This window comes from Paraflavitalea soli (genome assembly GCF_003555545.1).
GTDB classification, from domain to species: Bacteria; Bacteroidota; Bacteroidia; order Chitinophagales; family Chitinophagaceae; genus Paraflavitalea; species Paraflavitalea soli.
Map to the genome: position 1 here is coordinate 3,840,392 of NZ_CP032157.1, position 17,048 is coordinate 3,857,439.

Below are 17,048 nucleotides of genomic sequence, written 5' to 3' on the forward strand. Positions count from 1 at the left end.
CCAACGCTCAATATAAGTACTACCTCCTACTTATCCAACAACTTAATAAAGTAGCCGCCTACTACGCTCCGCGCCTGGAAACCTACCTGCCTGCCGTTGGTCGTTTCATGCCAATCGCTTAAGGGTACCCGGCTGGAGGACTCAGCAGCATATTTATACAAAGGCTGTATAAATGCATTCCAATCCTGCTGGTTATCGGTCAGGGTAGCTGTCCACATGATCCAATCGGATTTAGTATATGTTTTGCGGCTGTCGAGGGGCAATCCATAGGCTTCCTGTTTGGCGAGGTAATATTTTATTTCTTTTTCATATACTTCTTTTGGGAATACATTCAGGCGGAGTAATTTATCCCATACCAGGTTGTATTTCTGGCTCCAGGTACCTTTACGGTCAAATGCCAGTGTATAATGATCTCCATCGTCCGCCAGCTGCATCCAGCGTTGGGCCATGGCCACAGCTGTATCATGGTACTTTTTACCGGTTGCAGCATCGCCGAGTTGTTCTGCCAGCATAGCATAACCGGCAATACCCATAATGGCTTTTACAGAAAGATTGGCATTGCGCGCCAGGTGACCGGCAAAATCATCGGTGCACAATTGGTTGGCAGGATCAAAACCATCCTTCACCAGGTAGCCCACCCAGGTAGTGAGTGTATTCCAATGTTTCTTTGCATAATTGGCATTGCCTTCCGCTTTGGCAATAGCTGCTGTAAGGATGATCATATTACCTGCTTCTTCCACAGGCATGTCTTCCCCATACAACTGCCCGTTGGCCAGGGGGTAGGTACCCAGGTCGTGTGCGGGAAAAGGCTTGGCCCATTTGCCGCTTTCACTGTAATAAAAGATGCCATTGAGCATTCCCTTTAATAACTCAGGATTATAGGCCAGGTACAAGGGTGCAGACGGGTAGGTAACATCTACGGTATTGATACAGCCATTGCTGTAATTCTCTTTTGATAAAAAAAGGATCTCGCCCTGGGGGTCTTTCAGTACTTTATGGGCTGACACGCTTTGGCGATAAGCCAGTTCACAGAGTTGGGCATACTGCTCACCTCCTGCTTTCAGGGTTTCATTGTATAATTTCTTATTGAACTGATCGCATTGTTCCATCACACTTGTATAGTCGGCTGCGGCCTGCGCCAGCTCCTGGTCGATGGTCCTTCCATCCTGTGCCCACCAGGCTTTTAAGTTCTGGCCAAAGTATTGTATGGCATACAGATCATCATACCCTATCAGGAGTATTTTTTCTACGGGAGTATTACCAACAGCACCATAAGCAAGGAGGGTGTTCAACATAAGTTGTTTGCCTTCCCGTTTCACCGGAGCACCCAACCTTGCAGAGGTAATATTAAATGCATTTACTGCTTCACCGGAAGTCGATACAAATTGCCCGGTTGAGAAATCGCTGGGCACAGCTACATACAGGTACCCCCAATCAATGCGCAGGTCATCGCCTTTCTTTTTAAGCACTGGTTGTTCAATAGTACCCGTCTTAAGAATAGACAGGTTATTGGCATTGTATCGCTCTGCCTTTACTTCCTGGGCGCCTGTATTGGTAGCCAGGGAGGAAGAAACACCAAAATTCAATCGTACACGGTGTTTAGCTTTATCATTGGATTGCACTTTTGCGGTAACATAGGTAACAGGCCTTGATAAGAGATCGAGGTTGTCCGGCAGCAGCGGGGAGGTAAAAGTAAGACCAAGCTTTACCTTACCTGCCGTAAACTGATAAATGGTTTGCGTAGCATTTACTGTAACAGACTCCTGGGTGGCGAGCTTAATATTTCCCCCCGGCTGTACTTTTGGTTCGTTGACAATGCCTGCATCGAGCCAGGCGCCGCCCGCTGTATTGGCTACATGGATGGCCAATACATTTTTCCCTTTTACCAGTTTGCGTTTAGCAGCTTCGGGTATGGGGAAGTATTGAAATTTATTCAGCCAGCCGACATAGCTGTATATCTTTTCACCGTTGAGGTATACTTCTGCATTATCGTCGTGGTTGATCTTCAGCAGGAGATCATTGAAGTTGGTTTGATCCAATACAAACTCCCGGCGTACCCATAAGTTCTTGCTTCTCCACAAGGTAGCCGCACTGCTTTTATCATCAGTAAAAGGCGCTCCGCCTTTTTTCCATGACTGGTCATTGAAAGCAGTAGTCATCCAGTTGCCGGATGGTTCACTTTCTGTATAAGTCACCTGGTAGGGCTTTTCGTCCGACGCAGGTAGTACGGTATTGTACACTTTTTCCGTAGCACCCATAAAACGATAGACGACGCCATCTACTTCAATCAATCCCAACATGGATTGATCGGCGCCGGTCCAATGTTTGGTAGGGGAAGTATTCAGCTGATCGGAGAAAGACCATACACTAAAATAAGGATCATGTGTGATCAGCGGGTATGCAGGTGCACGCATTTCCTGTGCCATTGTACTGCTTAACTGTATCGTTGCTAAACCAATTGCCAGTGCTTTTTTCATATTGTTCATCCTGTTGTAATTATTAGGTATTGTCATTTACTTCCTGTGGGCACCGGAAGTGGTATGCCTTCGCGAACAGGCTCTCCAAATTGAGGCATACCATCTTTATCCCAGGTAAATAACTGGGCTCGCGGTGAGCGATGCCCGCCACAACCCTGTCCCGGTGCATTGTTGGCATGGTACAGGATCCAATCCTGCTTACCATCCGGTGATTTGAAAAATGAATTATGTCCCGGCGCATACACGCCGTTTTCTTTTGATTGCTTAAAGAAAGGCTCCGGGTGCTTTTTCCAGCTGGCTGCTTCGAGTAAATTGTCTGTACCGGTGAAACTGAGTACACCCAATGCATAAAAATCTGTCCAGCAGCCACTGGCAGAAAAAATAATGTGGAGGCGGTTGCCATGTATCAATGCCTGTGGTCCTTCGTTGACATTTACGTGGGGTGGATTATTGGCATCGTGCAGATCGCCGTGTTTTTCCCAGTCAAACTGTGGCGCAGCAATCCTGACCCGGTTGCCTTCAATCGTCCAGGGATTCTTCATTTTTGCAATATAGATATCCTGCTGTCCGTTGGTATCTCCCTCCCATCCGGACCAGATCATGTACAGCTGATCTTTCCAGGTAAATACATCGCCATCGATGGCCCATTTATCAGTGGGGTCTGCGACTTTACCTTTGAAGGTCCAGCTGCCTTGCATGGGATCGGCAGCCTCGTTTTCCAATACATACATCCGGTGATTTTCGTTGCGTCCATCATCTGCTGCAAAATACACGTACCATTTTCCCTGCAGGAAATGTATCTCCGGCGCCCACAGCTGTTTGGAGTAAGCGGTATTGGGTGGAGGCTTGAAAATAATGGTACGTTGGGCTGTCTTCAGGTCTGCGAGGTTTTGTGTCTTCCACAGGTCCACCCGGTTACCGGTAGTATGGGTGTAGTAGTAAAAGCCATCCTTGTAAAAGGAAAAAGGGTCAGCACCGGAAGGCAATAATGGATTGGAGAAGGAGGCGCTGGTTGATTGGGCCAGCGCTCCTCTACCTGCGACGAAAACGAATAACCATATGAAAACGATCTTGCTGCTCATGTACTGATGCTTTATCTTATTGTACTACCGGAAAAGAGGCAATCCTTAACCGGGCGGCACCCATGGGAACCAGGGTGAGCTCTGTAACCGGTTCAGTAGTCGCCACAGGGCTTTGCGGCAACAGGCCACAAAGTCCATATTGGTCGATGGTCCAGGAAGGTATCTGCTTTCCTTTTGCTTTCAGGGCGATAGGCGCACCGCCAAGCGTAAAAGGGTTGTTGTCCTTCGGCCAGCTTTTCTTTATTACTGTAAATGTTTTGTCTAAAGGTTGTTCATTCAATAGCAAGCCATAGTTCCATTGGGAAGCGGGGTATATTTCAAATGAAGGCCACTTCGCAGGATCGGCATTTTCCTGCCATTTGGAATCACCAATAGCTGTTGCCTTACTGTCTTTTTGCTCATACCGTTCTTTGATCTGCAAGGAATAGGTAATAGGCCCACGATTAATGCTTACGCTGTTCTTATTCTTATCCCAGGTGCGGAGTTGTAATTCCATGGGAAGCTCCAGGGAAATGCGGTCATTATTTTTCCATGCATTGGTCAGCTTTACATAACCGCCCGGTGAAGCCTGGAGCGTGACCGATTTGCCATTCACTTTTACCACAGGCGCTTTACACCATTCGGGAATACGCAGGTATAAAGGAAAGGCAGTGGTCTTAGCTGCCCTGATCGTAAAGCCCACCGATTCCTCAAAGGGATAATGTGTATTCTCGACGATGGTAACGCTATTGCCATTGCCCACCTGGGCTGTTACTGTTCCTTCTACATACAACTGTGCGGCCAATCCATTATCGGGAGTGGCCATCCAGCTGTTTTCTGCATAATACACCCAACCCGCAGCATGGTTGTGCTGGCAACAACGGCTGCTAAAAGGATTCATCATCAGAAAGGGGCCGTTGTTGTCGATGCCGGGTGCGTGGTTCTTGCTATCGCTCACCACCATGTTGGGTGCTGTTAAATAACGCAATGACCGGTAGTCGGGCATGAAGGCGGCCGGAAACGTATTGAAAGCAATGTCCTCGCAATTCTCCGCCCATTTGGTATCGCCTGTGTACCAGAGTAAGAACTGATCGGATGTCATTTGCTCTACCATGCCACAGGTCTCTACCAGCTGGCGCGGATCATCATATCCTTTGCGGGCATTTTCATCAGCGCCAAACAATCCACCGGGTACCTGTCCATAGATATCACGTATCAGTTTAAAATTGTCGTAGGTGGCGCGCAGGTCATTTTCATTGCGGCTGAGCATGGCATATTGGGCGGGCTCCCGAAAGCATTGGGCCACATTTACATTGTGCCAGTTGGGCAGGTTATTTTTCTGCGTCCAGTTGGCGGTGTTCTTATGCAGTTTGGTAGCCAGGTCCAGCAACCAGGACTCACCGGTACGGTTATACAGCCAGTAAACGCTGTAGATATTATCGCCACCCCGGCTGTTTTCCCAATAATCTTCCAGCAACTGGTCATCGGCCAGGGAAAGTTCCCACCTGAAGTATTTTGTCATGAGGGCCAGTACGCGTGGGTCCTTCGCATATTCATAATAAGATTGCAGGCACCAGAGCATGGGCATATTGGTCCATAGGTCTCTTTTACCATTGCGGGTCACCAGCGGGCCGAAGTCGCCATTCTCCCGTTGATTGTCCAATGCTGCATTGAGCCAGAACTTTGCTTCAGTGATCATTTTCTCATCGCGCAGCATGTAACCAATGTTGCCATATCCCTTGAGCCAATAGGGTAATTCTTCCCAGCCATATTTTCCTTTGCCGTCTTTGTGCAGCCAGGCATTGTCCTCGCGCGACAACCAGATACTGATCTCTCCCAGGTGGCCGGTAAGGCCATCGCGTTGTAATTCCAGCATCTTCTTCAACCAGCCGCCGGGCTTCACCGCTGTGACAGGTAGTTTAATAAAATACTGTTGCTGTAAAGGCGCTTTGTTGCTCACATAAAAATTGTTGCGGGCGGTATTATCAGGGCGGTCCAGGGTTTCTACCTTCAAACCCGTCTGGGCCTGTACAATTGTAGTGAAGGCAACGCCCATCATTGACAAGTAACCGGTAATCTGTCTCTTACTCTTTTGCCATGTATTCAAATTCATTATAAGGTCCTTTTTTGTTTTTTCGCAACGTCCATTGCGGGAATTTAGGGGGTGCACCTACGGCGCACTAGAATAACCTTCAACAGGCTCCTTTAAATCAGGGTGAGCCGCCCTTAGAGGGCGACCCACCCTTGAGACGCCTTCGACAGGCTCAGGCTGACAAACGTTTATTTCATAGTCACGAGATTAATATCATATAGCTTATTGTGCACTTGCTTCAGGCTCGCCACGGGTATTTTGAATACTTTCCGGTCATAGGTCATCAGTCCATTGGTTTCCACCTCTACATCGGTAGTTTGGGTGTAAACAGCAGCCGACAATCCCTTTTTGATCAAAGCAGGGAATTTATCAATGAGCTGGGAGTAGTTGGTCAGTAGTTCTTCCTTGTTTTTGTAGCTGCGGTATCCCCAGTTGTTCTTATCCTGCCAGGTATGTCCTTCGAGGGGCAGTCCCAGGCCACCAAACTCTCCCAATACAATGACATACTTAGCGCCAAACAGCTCCACACTGGGCATGGCCGGCAGGGGATAATTGTGCAGGTCAATGATATGTCCTGCTGCATGGAAATTACCACCACTGGCGGTATTGATGAGGCGGGAAGGATCTTTCTGCATGGTCCAGTTTACGATCTCTTTGGTCTTGAACTGTCCCCAGGCTTCATTGAAAGGTACCCAGGCAATAATACTAGGAAAATTGTGCAGGCTTTCCATAATGGCATTCCATTCGGTACGGTAAATCTGTTCCGACTCCGCAGAGCGTTCCATATCGTAACCAATACCCTCTACGGCAGGGCGTGGTTCCCAACGGGCGCCCAGATCACCACTTGGCATATCCTGCCACACCAGCATACCCAGTTGATCACAATGGTAATACCAGCGGGCAGGCTCTACTTTCACGTGTTTGCGGATCATGTTGAAGCCCATTTCCTTTGTTTGCACTACGTCAAACTTCAGTGCTTCATCGGTAGGTGCGGTATACAATCCATCAGGCCACCAGCCCTGATCGAGCGGGCCGTACTGGAATACAAAACGGTTGTTGAGCAACATACGTTGCACGCCATTGCCATCAACACCCATCGATATTTTGCGCATGGCGAAATAACTGTCTGCTTCATCTACCACCTTACCGGCACGGAGGATGGCCACTTTAAGTGTATAGAGAAATGGATTTTCAGGCGTCCATAATTTGGGATCATTGATCACCACTTTCACCTCTTCACCGGCAGTAACGGTGTATTCACTCAGTTTGGCTGTTCCATCAAAAGCAGTCACTTTTACCAGGTCGCCGGTTTGGGCATTGGCCACTTTGGTTTGAACGCTGAGTGATCTGGTATCAATGTCGGGGGTTTGTTTGGTAGATACGATATAGGTGGTGGGCACGGTTTCCAGCCATACGGTTTGCCAGATACCTGTTACTGGTGTATACCAGATGCCATTGGGCTTTTTTACCTGCTTGCCACGGGGCTGGGGACCTTCATCGGAAGGGTCCCATACGGATACCGCGATCTCCTGCTCTTTTCCTTTTTTGAGCAAAGCAGTAATGTCAAAAGAAAAAGGATCATAACCTCCCTGGTGTGTGCCTGCCTTTTTACCATTTACATATACGGTACAGCGCCAGTCTACCGCGCCAAAATGAAGGATAAGTTGCTGACCCTTTTTAATAGCGGGTAAGGTGATCACTTTTTTATACCAGAGTACGCTGTCTTTTCCTACCGTTTTTCCTACACCTGATAATGCTGCCTCCACTGCATACGGCACCAGGATATTGCCGGCAAAAGAAGCCGGGATGGTCTCTTCCTGGGCTTTGGGCAGAATGGCATATTGCCAGAGGCCATTGAGGTTTTGCCAATTCTTCCGCACCAGTTGGGGGCGTGGGTATTCCGGTAATGGATTGGCAGGATCTACATTGGCAGACCACTGGGTAGTAATATGCCCCGGCACTACCTGCCAGTTTTGCTGTGCCTGTACGTAACCTGCGAGGAATAACAATAAGAAGAGGACGGGTACTCTTTGCATAAAAGTGATAAATTGGTTGATGCTTTAAATATATTCCGAAATTATCAGAATGTGATTTTTTGAACGGGTGAATATAGTCTGTCTTCCACACCAGCAATCTTAACCCCTATCCTGGCGAATACATAATTCTGCGCCGGGGTCATGCCAGGTACGGTTACGGTAAGGGAAATATTGTTGGGATCAACAATGGCCGGTCCATCAATACCTGCTGTGGCTATATTTTCATTATCAGCGCGGGAAACAAACTGTGTTTTGTTAATGAAGAGGGTAACATTTTCAATATCCCTGGCATTGGCATCGGTAATGATCTTCTCCACTTTAAACGCTGCTTTTACCTGTCCGGCTCCGCCGGTTAGCTGAGCATTCCGGATCATGTAATAAGGCATTACATCAATGTCCATGTTCTGGTTTCCTTTGAGGCTAATAGTTATTGTATCAGGCGCACCACCTGCAGTTTTCTTCCATAAGAAAGGGCCCTGTCCGTTTGGAACGATCAGTTTGTACTCCCCATCAAAAAGAAGGGCAGAGAAGGTTCCATCCTGTCCGAAGGAAGATCCGATAGGCCCTACTTTTCCAAAACCAAACTGGTAGAGCTCATAGGGTACCTGGTAGTTTTCGACACCTATTGCTACGCCCTGGTATACTATGCGGCCCGTTAGTCTGGAAGAAGGCTCATCATAGTTATCCTTTTTACAAGATACTCCTGCAACACAGATCAGGATGAACGCTATGTATTGAAATATGATTTTCATAACAGAATGATTATATGGATAAAAGACTATTACTGGTTGGGTTGTCTTACTATTTTGGGGTTGGCCGCCCTTATATTGTCGTTGATAAAGGAATAATAATTGCCAAACTGAAACCGGTTGGAGGCGGTGACCTTGGAAGGCAATACTTCCCGGAAGATCCATTTACCGTTGTTGGGACCAGCCGGGTTATATACTTTATAAGGCCATAGGCCCCAGGGTTGGGTGCTCTTTTGGGTGGCAACACCAATATTGCTGATCAGGTCGGTCCTGGAGGTAGGTGATCCGTCCCATACCTTATGGGCCAATCTCCAGCGCTTTCTATCGAAGAGGATATGGCCTTCAAATGCCAGTTCCACGCGGCGCTCATGAACAATGCGGTCAAAAGTGATCTGGGCAGGGGTGAGTGGTATGATCAATCCTGCACGGGCGCGTACCTGATTCATATAGCCAGCAGCAATATCCGGTTGTCCCAACTCAAAAGCGGCTTCAGCAGCATTGAGCAGTATTTCAGCAAAGCGATAACGGATGAATGCCACATCGCTACGGCGGCCACGGCGGCCCGATCCTGTGGCGGGGTCCAGGTACTTGCGTATATAAAAACCAGATTGTGTTCTGAACTCAAGTCCATTTACCGGTCCATCTTTACCTACAACCTGTACAGGTGTGGTGGTGCCCGGTAAAGGTTTCAACTGACCTGCTTCATCACTACTCAGGATACTGCCATCTGGCAACAGGTAACCGGCCCATATATCTACCCGTTTCCCTTTGAACAGGCCATTGGGCAACAGTACAGTACCAGCGAGGCGGGCATCTCTGCCGGCAAAAATATCCAAGGGGTTATCGTAGTATATCGGATTACCGCCGCCATCCGTTGTTGGAATGGGCGCATAAGTACCATCCAGCTTTTCAAATACTTCTACCAGGTTGAGTGATGGGTTAAGACGGCCGGCATCGCCTCCTTCATCAGAAATAGAGTAAGGCTGGTTGTTGGTGGTATAACTATGTACCTTGTCGGTACCTACTTTAAAATCTTCAATGAAAATAGATTCCTGGTTAATAGTCGTTTTGTCCAGGAAGATGGCGGCAAAATTATCAGACAGATCGGGCGATACCTTGTATAACTGGTAAGTGCCCGCACCCCCCTCTATAATTTCTTTGGATGCTTTTAATGCGGTAGTATAATAGGCATTGGCTTTGGCAGCGGGGATACCCACTTCTTCGCCGGGCAATGAAACAGCGGGGGTAGTGGCTCCATATTTTGCGATGGAACCGGCATACAACGCTGCCCTTGATTCCATGGCCAGTGCGGCAGCTTTGGAAGCCCTCGATTTTGTATTAACATCCGCGGGTAGCTTATCTTTAATGGCCTCAGCCTCCGCAATGACAAAATCATATATCTCCGATTCTTTTGACCTCGCTGTTTGCAGCGCTGTAACATCACCTTTGGGATCATATGTTTGTGAGGCAGTGATAAGAGGTACGCCACCCATGCGTTTTACCATTTCAAAATAGTAATTGGCGCGCAGGAACCTCGCCTCGGCTATAAAGCGTGTTTTATCATTATCTGTCAGCGCCGTGGCAGCAGTAGCCCGCTCGATGAACAGGTTCAGTTCACGGATATAGCCATAATCCCAGGTGCTCCATTCTCCATAACCCCAGCCATTGCGCTGCACAAAATAAGCGGCCCCATTTTCAGAGGGAAAGCTTTCACTGAAATCCGTAAAACTGGCCCAACCATTGTCGAGGCTTGAAATATCCAGTTGCCTGTTGTATAGATCTCCCAGGATAGAGAGTACAAGGGCGGGATCAGAGAAAGCTACATCGGTGGGTAATATTTGTATGGGTGGAATATCGAGGAACTCACTGTCTTTTTTGCAACCTGCCACGCCCAGCAGCAGGGCAACTATGGTTATAGATAATATCTTTTTCATTGCAATCATTTGTGTGAGGATACTATTTATAAAGAGAGATTAATACCTATGTTGACAACCCTGTTCTGGGGAAACTGGATACCATTGTCATCTATCACTTCCGGATCAATGTCAAACTCTTTCAAATTATCTATTGAGAACAGGTTATACACGTTGATATAAAAGCGTGCCCTTTGTACTTTTATCCTTTTCAAAAGGTCGGGAGCCAGGGTATAACCCAGTTCGATGGTCCTGGCGCGGAATTGCTTTACGCTGTGCAGCCAGAAAGAGGAATTGCGTTGTCCGTTCAATTCGTAGTTGCTATGGGTATACTGTGGATTGTACCTGTTGGCAGGATATTTACCCGGCACCCAGGCGCTATTGAGGTCCAGCGGATCGATCCGGTGCCACCTGTCGGTAAAAATGCTGGCTAAATTGCCATTGTTCTGGAAAGCCCACCTTAATTCCCATGACTGTGACCAGGTATAACCAGCTGCTCCGGAAAAATCGGCATGGAAGTCAAAATTTTTATAGGCTGCGCCCATGGTAAAGCCGAAGTTTAAATTGGGTTGTCTGCCATATCCAAAACCTATAGGGCGTTCGTCGTACTTATCGATCTTATTATCGCCATTGAGGTCCTTATACTTCAGATCACCCGGTATTAGTGTGCGATTTCCTTTGCCATCGATGTTTACGGGATAATTATTGATCTCTTCAAAAGACTGGAATTGTCCTTCTACAATATATCCCCAATCAATATTGGCATACCTGTTTTCGGTGGAATTGCGGTATTCGTCCAGGGAATTAAAGAAGCGGGGTTTGTAGGAATTGAGGGTTTTGGCCCTTGAGTAGCCAATATTTCCGCCGATATTGTAGGTGAGGGCGCCAGCCTTTCCACTATAGGCCAGCGAAATTTCGCCGCCCTGCTGAGCATCGCTGTTAATGTTTTCAGCAGGCAGGTTATAGCCAATTTCAACGGGCACAATTACGTCGTATTTACTGCCCAGCAATCCCGTACGTTTCCGGTAGAAATAATCGATGGTACCCGATAATTTTCCATCCAGCAGGCTAAAGTCGAGGCCAATATCCGTGATGGTGCTTTTAAGCCAGGAAATATTGGTAGTAGGAATGCCTTTTTCCCTTGAAACGGTAACGGCATTGCCATCGAGGACAGCGGTGCCCTGGTTATAATTGTATCCTGCGAGATAGGCATAGGGCGGAACGATGGGGTTATTGTTGGGATTATCATCACCCAACTGGCCATAAGAAGCCCGCAGCTTGATATCTGTTATAATACGGGAATCCTTTACCAGGCTTTTGAAAAAGGGTTCTTCTGTAATTCTCCATCCGGCTGACACGCCTGGAAAATAACCTACTCTTTTATCTGGCGCAAAGAGATAAGATGCATCACGCCTGGCTGAAGCTTCCAGGAAATAACGGTTAGCATAGCTATAAGTGATCCGGCCGATATAGCCTATGCGGCTTTGTTTATCGTCCGAATCCTGGTATTGGTCCATGGTGGGGAAATACAATAAAGGCAGGCTATTGGATATGGGCGAGGTGTGGGTCCAATTGCGAAGACGTCGTGTTTCCAGGCGTTCTGCCACCAGGGTGCCTCCCACGGTATGATCACCGAAGGCCCTGTTGTAATTGACCTGTAACTGCGCGGTTGTATTGACCTGTTTTATCTGTTCGCGTTCGCGCCAGGGATTGGTGCTGCCGCCAGTAACATTGTATTTATCAGTCGCCGGATCATAGGTATAAGCTTTATAGGTGTATTCCTGGTTGTTCAGCAGGAGGTCTGCTATATAATACGAATACACTCCTTTCAGGGTAAGGCCCTTGATATTAGGTATCTGCCATTCGGCATTGAAATTAGTTTGGAGCACGCGCCAGTCTGAGCGGAATTTACCCGATATCTTTTCATTAAGAAATGCATAGTTGGATTCGAGGTGTTCGCCCATATCATTCAGGTAGTCGGGATTATCATTGGCAAAAGGCCGTTCCCGGGGCGTATTCCTTAAAACAGCCAGCCTGGCCAGGAAGTAATCATCGCCACCCGGCACGCCAGGGTTACGCCTGGTTTCGATGCGCCCGTTGATGTCCATGCCCACCCTTAAGCCAGAGGCCAGTTTAGCTGTTACATTGGATTGTATATTGGACCTGTTGAAACTGTATTCTTTACCGAGGTTGGACCTTTGCAGCAGGTTGGTGCCAGACACATAATAGGATACTTTGTCGGAGCCCCCACTGATATTGATATTGGCGGAGGTAAGGGGAGCAGGATCTGCCAGTATATAATCGCGCCAGTCAAAACTCCGGTATTGCGGGCCTGCACTTTCACCTTGTTTATATTTTTCCAGTTCTTCCGGCGTAATACTGGTTGATCCATTGCTGTTCATCTCCGCGTCAGCACGGTAGCGCATATAATCGTATGAATTATTAACTACATGTGGAAAGCGGAACCATGTTTGCCATCCGGTATATGCATTCAGGTTTACATTATTACGGCCCGTAGCGCCTCTTTTGGTAGTGACCACCACTACTCCATTGGCTGCACGCACACCATAAATAGCAGCGGAAGCATCTTTCAATACGGTGATACTTTCAATATCATTTGGTGCGAGGTTATTGAATTGGCCTTCATCCTGCTGGATACCATCAATAACATACAATGGTGTACCCATATTCCGGATCTGGATATTGGCCGAGGCGCCGGGGCGGCCATCGGGCATACGAAATGTTACCCCGGGTAGTTTGCCCGCCAGTCCTGTACTGACATTGGAGCCCGCATGCACGCGGTCGAAGTCCTTACTGGTGATGGTAGAAATAGCACCGGTGAGTGACTCTTTCTTTCTGGCGCCATAACCGATCACCACCACTTCTCCCATATCGGTATTGGTGGCCTGAAGGCTTACGGTAATACTGGTTTGGGTTCCTATATTCACTTCTTTGGCAGTATACCCTACGGAGCTAAAGACCAGTACAGCCTTATCATTCGCCACCTTGATGGAAAAGAGACCATTATCGGCAGATACTACTACATTCTTTGCACCCTTCTCAGCAATACTAACGCCGGGAATGCCCTTGCCGGCACTGTCGATGACGGTGCCCGATACGCTGATCTTTTCCTGGGCCCTGGTATACGAAAAGGTAAATAGCAGCAGCAAAAAAGGAAGGAGCTTTACTTTTACAGGCAAGAGAAGCCTGTTGCAGTTATTACCCGGCATGAGACGCCTGATTGATGATTTCATACAGCAGTAATTGTTAGTTAAAAATCAATGTAAACGATTGCACAGCATAACCTGATCTTCTTAAAATGATCATTCGCAAACAATCTGTTTGTAAATGTTGAATTAATCTTTTTAAGAAAGCCATCTATTCGTCTCATTGTTTCGCTCAATCGTCTCAAAGAGACAGCAAATACCCTCCTGCAGCCTTAAAGCCGGCAGTCGTTATGCAATAGTTCTTACTATATTTGTGCAAACGACCATACAAACTGCTTGAAAAGTAATGTCATTTGCATAACGATTGTCCTGTTCATGGCCTGTACCTGTAAATTGTATGGGCAGGGGTATTATTTCAGGCATTACCAGGTAGAACAAGGTCTTTCTCACAATACGGTCAATTGTATTACGCAGGATAAGGAAGGATTTATGTGGTTTGGTACAAAAGATGGCATCAACCGGTTTGATGGCATTAGTTTCAAAGTCTTCCGTCGCAATCCTTCGGACAGTACCAGCCTGGGCAATAATTTCGTATACAGTCTCCACGTGGATCGAAAGGGTATTTTATGGGTAGGTACCCGCCAGGGGTTGTACCAGTACAATGCCAGCACAGAGTGTTTCCGCTTTATAAAAAGTACCGGCTGGACAGATGTGCGCGACATCACTTCTGATAAGCATGGCAACCTATGGTTTATACTGGGGTTAAGGTTATACCGGTACAACGAAGCAAAAGACAGCTTGCCGGTACTGGTGGATTATGATCAAAAAGAATTATCTGCTATCACCATTACAGCCGACGGGCAGTTATGGGTATCCAGCGTTGATGGCCGGCTGCTGCAGTATGACGCCGCCACCGGACGCTTTTCCGGTTATGATCTTTTTAATGAATCAGTTACTCCTCCTTCTAAATGGATAGGAAAAATTTATGCTACCGGCAAAGGGCATATCCTGGCAGCCACTTCCCATCAGGGTATCAAGCTTTTCGATATAGCCACGCATCAATACAAAGACATCCTTACGCAAAACGCTGATCATTCGGTGGTATATGGACGTGATCTCTTCTACTATGGCGGTGATGAGTATTGGATGGCTACGGAGTCGGGCGTATATATTTACAATATCAAGGACGGTAGTCTGAAGAACCTGCGCAAACATTTCAATGATCCCTACTCCCTGGCCGACAATGCGGTGTATGCGCTTTGCAGGGATAAGGAAGGCGGTATGTGGGTGGGCACTTTCTTTGGAGGCGTCAATTATTATCCCCGTCAATACACTTCCTTTCAGAAATATTTCCCCGGCAGTACTTACAACAATATCTGCGGCAATGCGGTGCGGGAAATGTGTGAGGATCAGTACGGTAATCTTTGGATCGGTACAGAGGACGGCGGATTGAATAAGCTGGAGCAGTCTACAGGAAAGATATCACAATACCTGCCTGGCGGTACCCCTTCTACTATCTCTTACACCAATATCCATGGCCTGGCAGCCATCGGCAACGAATTATGGATAGGCACCTTTGAACATGGTGTCAATGTAATGGATATTCCCAGCGGGAAGATCATACGGCATTACTCCAAACGGCGCAGCGCCCCTTCCACTTCTCCGGCCAGTTTTGTGATCACTTTTTACCAGACAAGGGCCGGTGAGTTACTGGCCGGAACACCTTTGGGGTTGTACCGGTATGACCGGCAAACCGACGATTTTGTGGCTATACAGGAAAACATCTTCGTAGCCAGTATCCTGGAAGATCATGCAGGTACTATCTGGTTGTCGACAGGCGGAAAAGGTTTGTTCTACTACAACCCCACCACCGGTGAGCACGGCAATCTCCTGCCCGATCCTGGCAACAGCAATAGCCTCCCCAGCGGCCTGATCAATAATGTGTTTGAAGACAGTTATCATAATTTATGGGTAGCCACAGAAGATGGCGGGCTTTGCCAGTATAATCATACCACCAAATCGATGAAGCGGTATACCACCAAAAACGGTTTGCCCAGCGACTTTGTATTCATGGTACAGGAAGATAGCCATCACAATATATGGATAAGTACTACCCGGGGACTTTGTTGTCTTAATCCGGTTACAGGAAGTGTCCAGGTATATACCAAGAGTAATGGATTGCTGAGTGACCAGTTTAATTATCATTCGGCTTATAAGGACAAGAAAGGGCGCATGTATTTCGGCAGTGTGAAAGGGCTCATCAGTTTTAACCCCGATGAGTTTACGCAAAACAGTTTTATGCCACCGGTATATATTACGGGCATCCAGGTAAACAACAAGGAGCTTGGTATTAAAGCGCAGGGATCTTCGCTCGCCAACTCTGTTATACAAACACAACGTATTACGCTACCTTATACGGCATCTACTTTCAGCATTGACTTCGCCGCACTCAGCTATACCGCACCGGAAAGTACGGAATACATGTATAAAATGGAAGGACTGGATAAAGACTGGACTATTCTGAAAGCAAACCGGAAGGTATATTTTACCGGACTGGCTGCCGGGACCTACCGGTTCATTGTAAAAGCAGCGAATAGTACCGGTAAATGGAACAGTGAGCCGGCCCAATTACAGATCCGTATCCTTCCGCCTTTCTGGGCCAGTAGCTGGGCTTATTCTCTCTACGCTGTCTTGTTGATAGCGATCATCCTGTATATTATCCGCAATTACCACCGTCGAACGGAAGAGAAGAATAAACGTAAAATGGAATTGCTGGAACATGAAAAAGAAAAAGAATTGTACCAGGCCAAAATAGAATTCTTTACCAATGTGGCGCATGAGATCAAAACACCGCTCACCCTGATAAAAGGGCCCCTGGAGAAAGTGATCAAAAAATCAGATCAACTGCCGGAATTGCGCAACAGTTTGCAGATCATGGAACGTAATACCGACCGGCTCATAGACCTCACCAATCAATTATTGGATTTCAGGCAAACAGAGGCAAAAGGCTTCAGCCTTAACTTTACGCCCATCAATATATCGGAACTACTGGAGGAGACATATGTCAATTTCAAACCACTGGCCGAACAACGTAATTTATTGTTCACCATGGACCTGCCGGCACAGGCATTGCATACTATGGCGGACCAGGATGCATTGAACAAGATCTTCAGCAATGTATTCAGCAATGCCATCAAGTATGCGGGGAGCCAGGTGCAGGTACAATTATTGCCTGTTGAAGAGGGTGCCTCTTTGTTTACGATTGAAATAGCCAATGATGGCGACCTGATCCCTTATGATATGAAAGAAAAGATATTTGAGCCCTTTTTCCGGTTAAAGCGTATGGAGAAGCAAAAAGGAACAGGTATTGGTCTTGCCCTGGCCCGCTCACTAACGCATCTGCACAAGGGTGACCTGTATTTAAAGGAAACCCACAATGGCCTGAATACATTTGTGATCAGTTTGCCATTACCAATGGCCAGTACTGGCGCCAGCACAAGCCGTGAACAAAATGATAATACGATCCAATCGGTAAATCCATAAACCTGCACGC

General features: G+C 47.3%; 8 protein-coding genes. 1 reads left to right on the top strand and 7 read right to left on the bottom strand.

The features are described 5' to 3' along the window. Window positions 1–26: 26 nt before the first annotated feature. The 7 genes from D3H65_RS14075 to D3H65_RS14105 all read right to left on the bottom strand — a co-directional run bounded on the left by D3H65_RS14075 (window position 27) and on the right by D3H65_RS14105 (window position 13,582). Entirely contained in the window at window positions 27–2,477 is a 2,451-nt protein-coding gene (locus D3H65_RS14075; protein WP_119054514.1) for a glutaminase family protein, read from the bottom strand. A 32-nt stretch (window positions 2,478–2,509) separates the two neighbouring features. Next, a complete protein-coding gene (locus tag D3H65_RS14080; RefSeq protein ID WP_119050918.1) occupies window positions 2,510–3,559 on the bottom strand; it encodes a glycoside hydrolase family 43 protein in 1,050 nt (349 codons plus the stop codon). 16 nt (window positions 3,560–3,575) lie between these two features. After that, window positions 3,576–5,651, bottom strand: a complete 2,076-nt coding sequence (locus D3H65_RS14085; protein WP_245999746.1) for a beta-L-arabinofuranosidase domain-containing protein — start codon at window positions 5,649–5,651, stop codon at window positions 3,576–3,578. A 167-nt stretch (window positions 5,652–5,818) separates the two neighbouring features. Continuing rightward, window positions 5,819–7,666: a glycoside hydrolase family 2 protein gene (locus D3H65_RS14090; RefSeq protein WP_119050919.1), complete on the bottom strand. Its 1,848-nt coding sequence runs from the start codon at window positions 7,664–7,666 to the stop codon at window positions 5,819–5,821. Window positions 7,667–7,710: 44 nt separating this feature from the next. Then, a complete protein-coding gene (locus D3H65_RS14095) occupies window positions 7,711–8,418 on the bottom strand; it encodes a DUF3823 domain-containing protein (RefSeq protein WP_119050920.1) in 708 nt (235 codons plus the stop codon). A gap of 29 nt (window positions 8,419–8,447) precedes the next feature. After that, complete coding sequence (locus tag D3H65_RS14100; protein ID WP_119050921.1) at window positions 8,448–10,349, bottom strand: RagB/SusD family nutrient uptake outer membrane protein; 1,902 nt, start codon at window positions 10,347–10,349, stop codon at window positions 8,448–8,450. A 26-nt stretch (window positions 10,350–10,375) separates the two neighbouring features. After that, complete coding sequence (locus D3H65_RS14105) at window positions 10,376–13,582, bottom strand: SusC/RagA family TonB-linked outer membrane protein (RefSeq protein ID WP_245999747.1); 3,207 nt, start codon at window positions 13,580–13,582, stop codon at window positions 10,376–10,378. 288 nt (window positions 13,583–13,870) lie between these two features. Here D3H65_RS14105 and D3H65_RS14110 point away from each other — a divergent pair, with 288 nt between their 5' ends. Further along, entirely contained in the window at window positions 13,871–17,038 is a 3,168-nt protein-coding gene (locus D3H65_RS14110; protein ID WP_119050923.1) for a ligand-binding sensor domain-containing protein, read from the top strand. Window positions 17,039–17,048 lie beyond the last annotated feature (10 nt).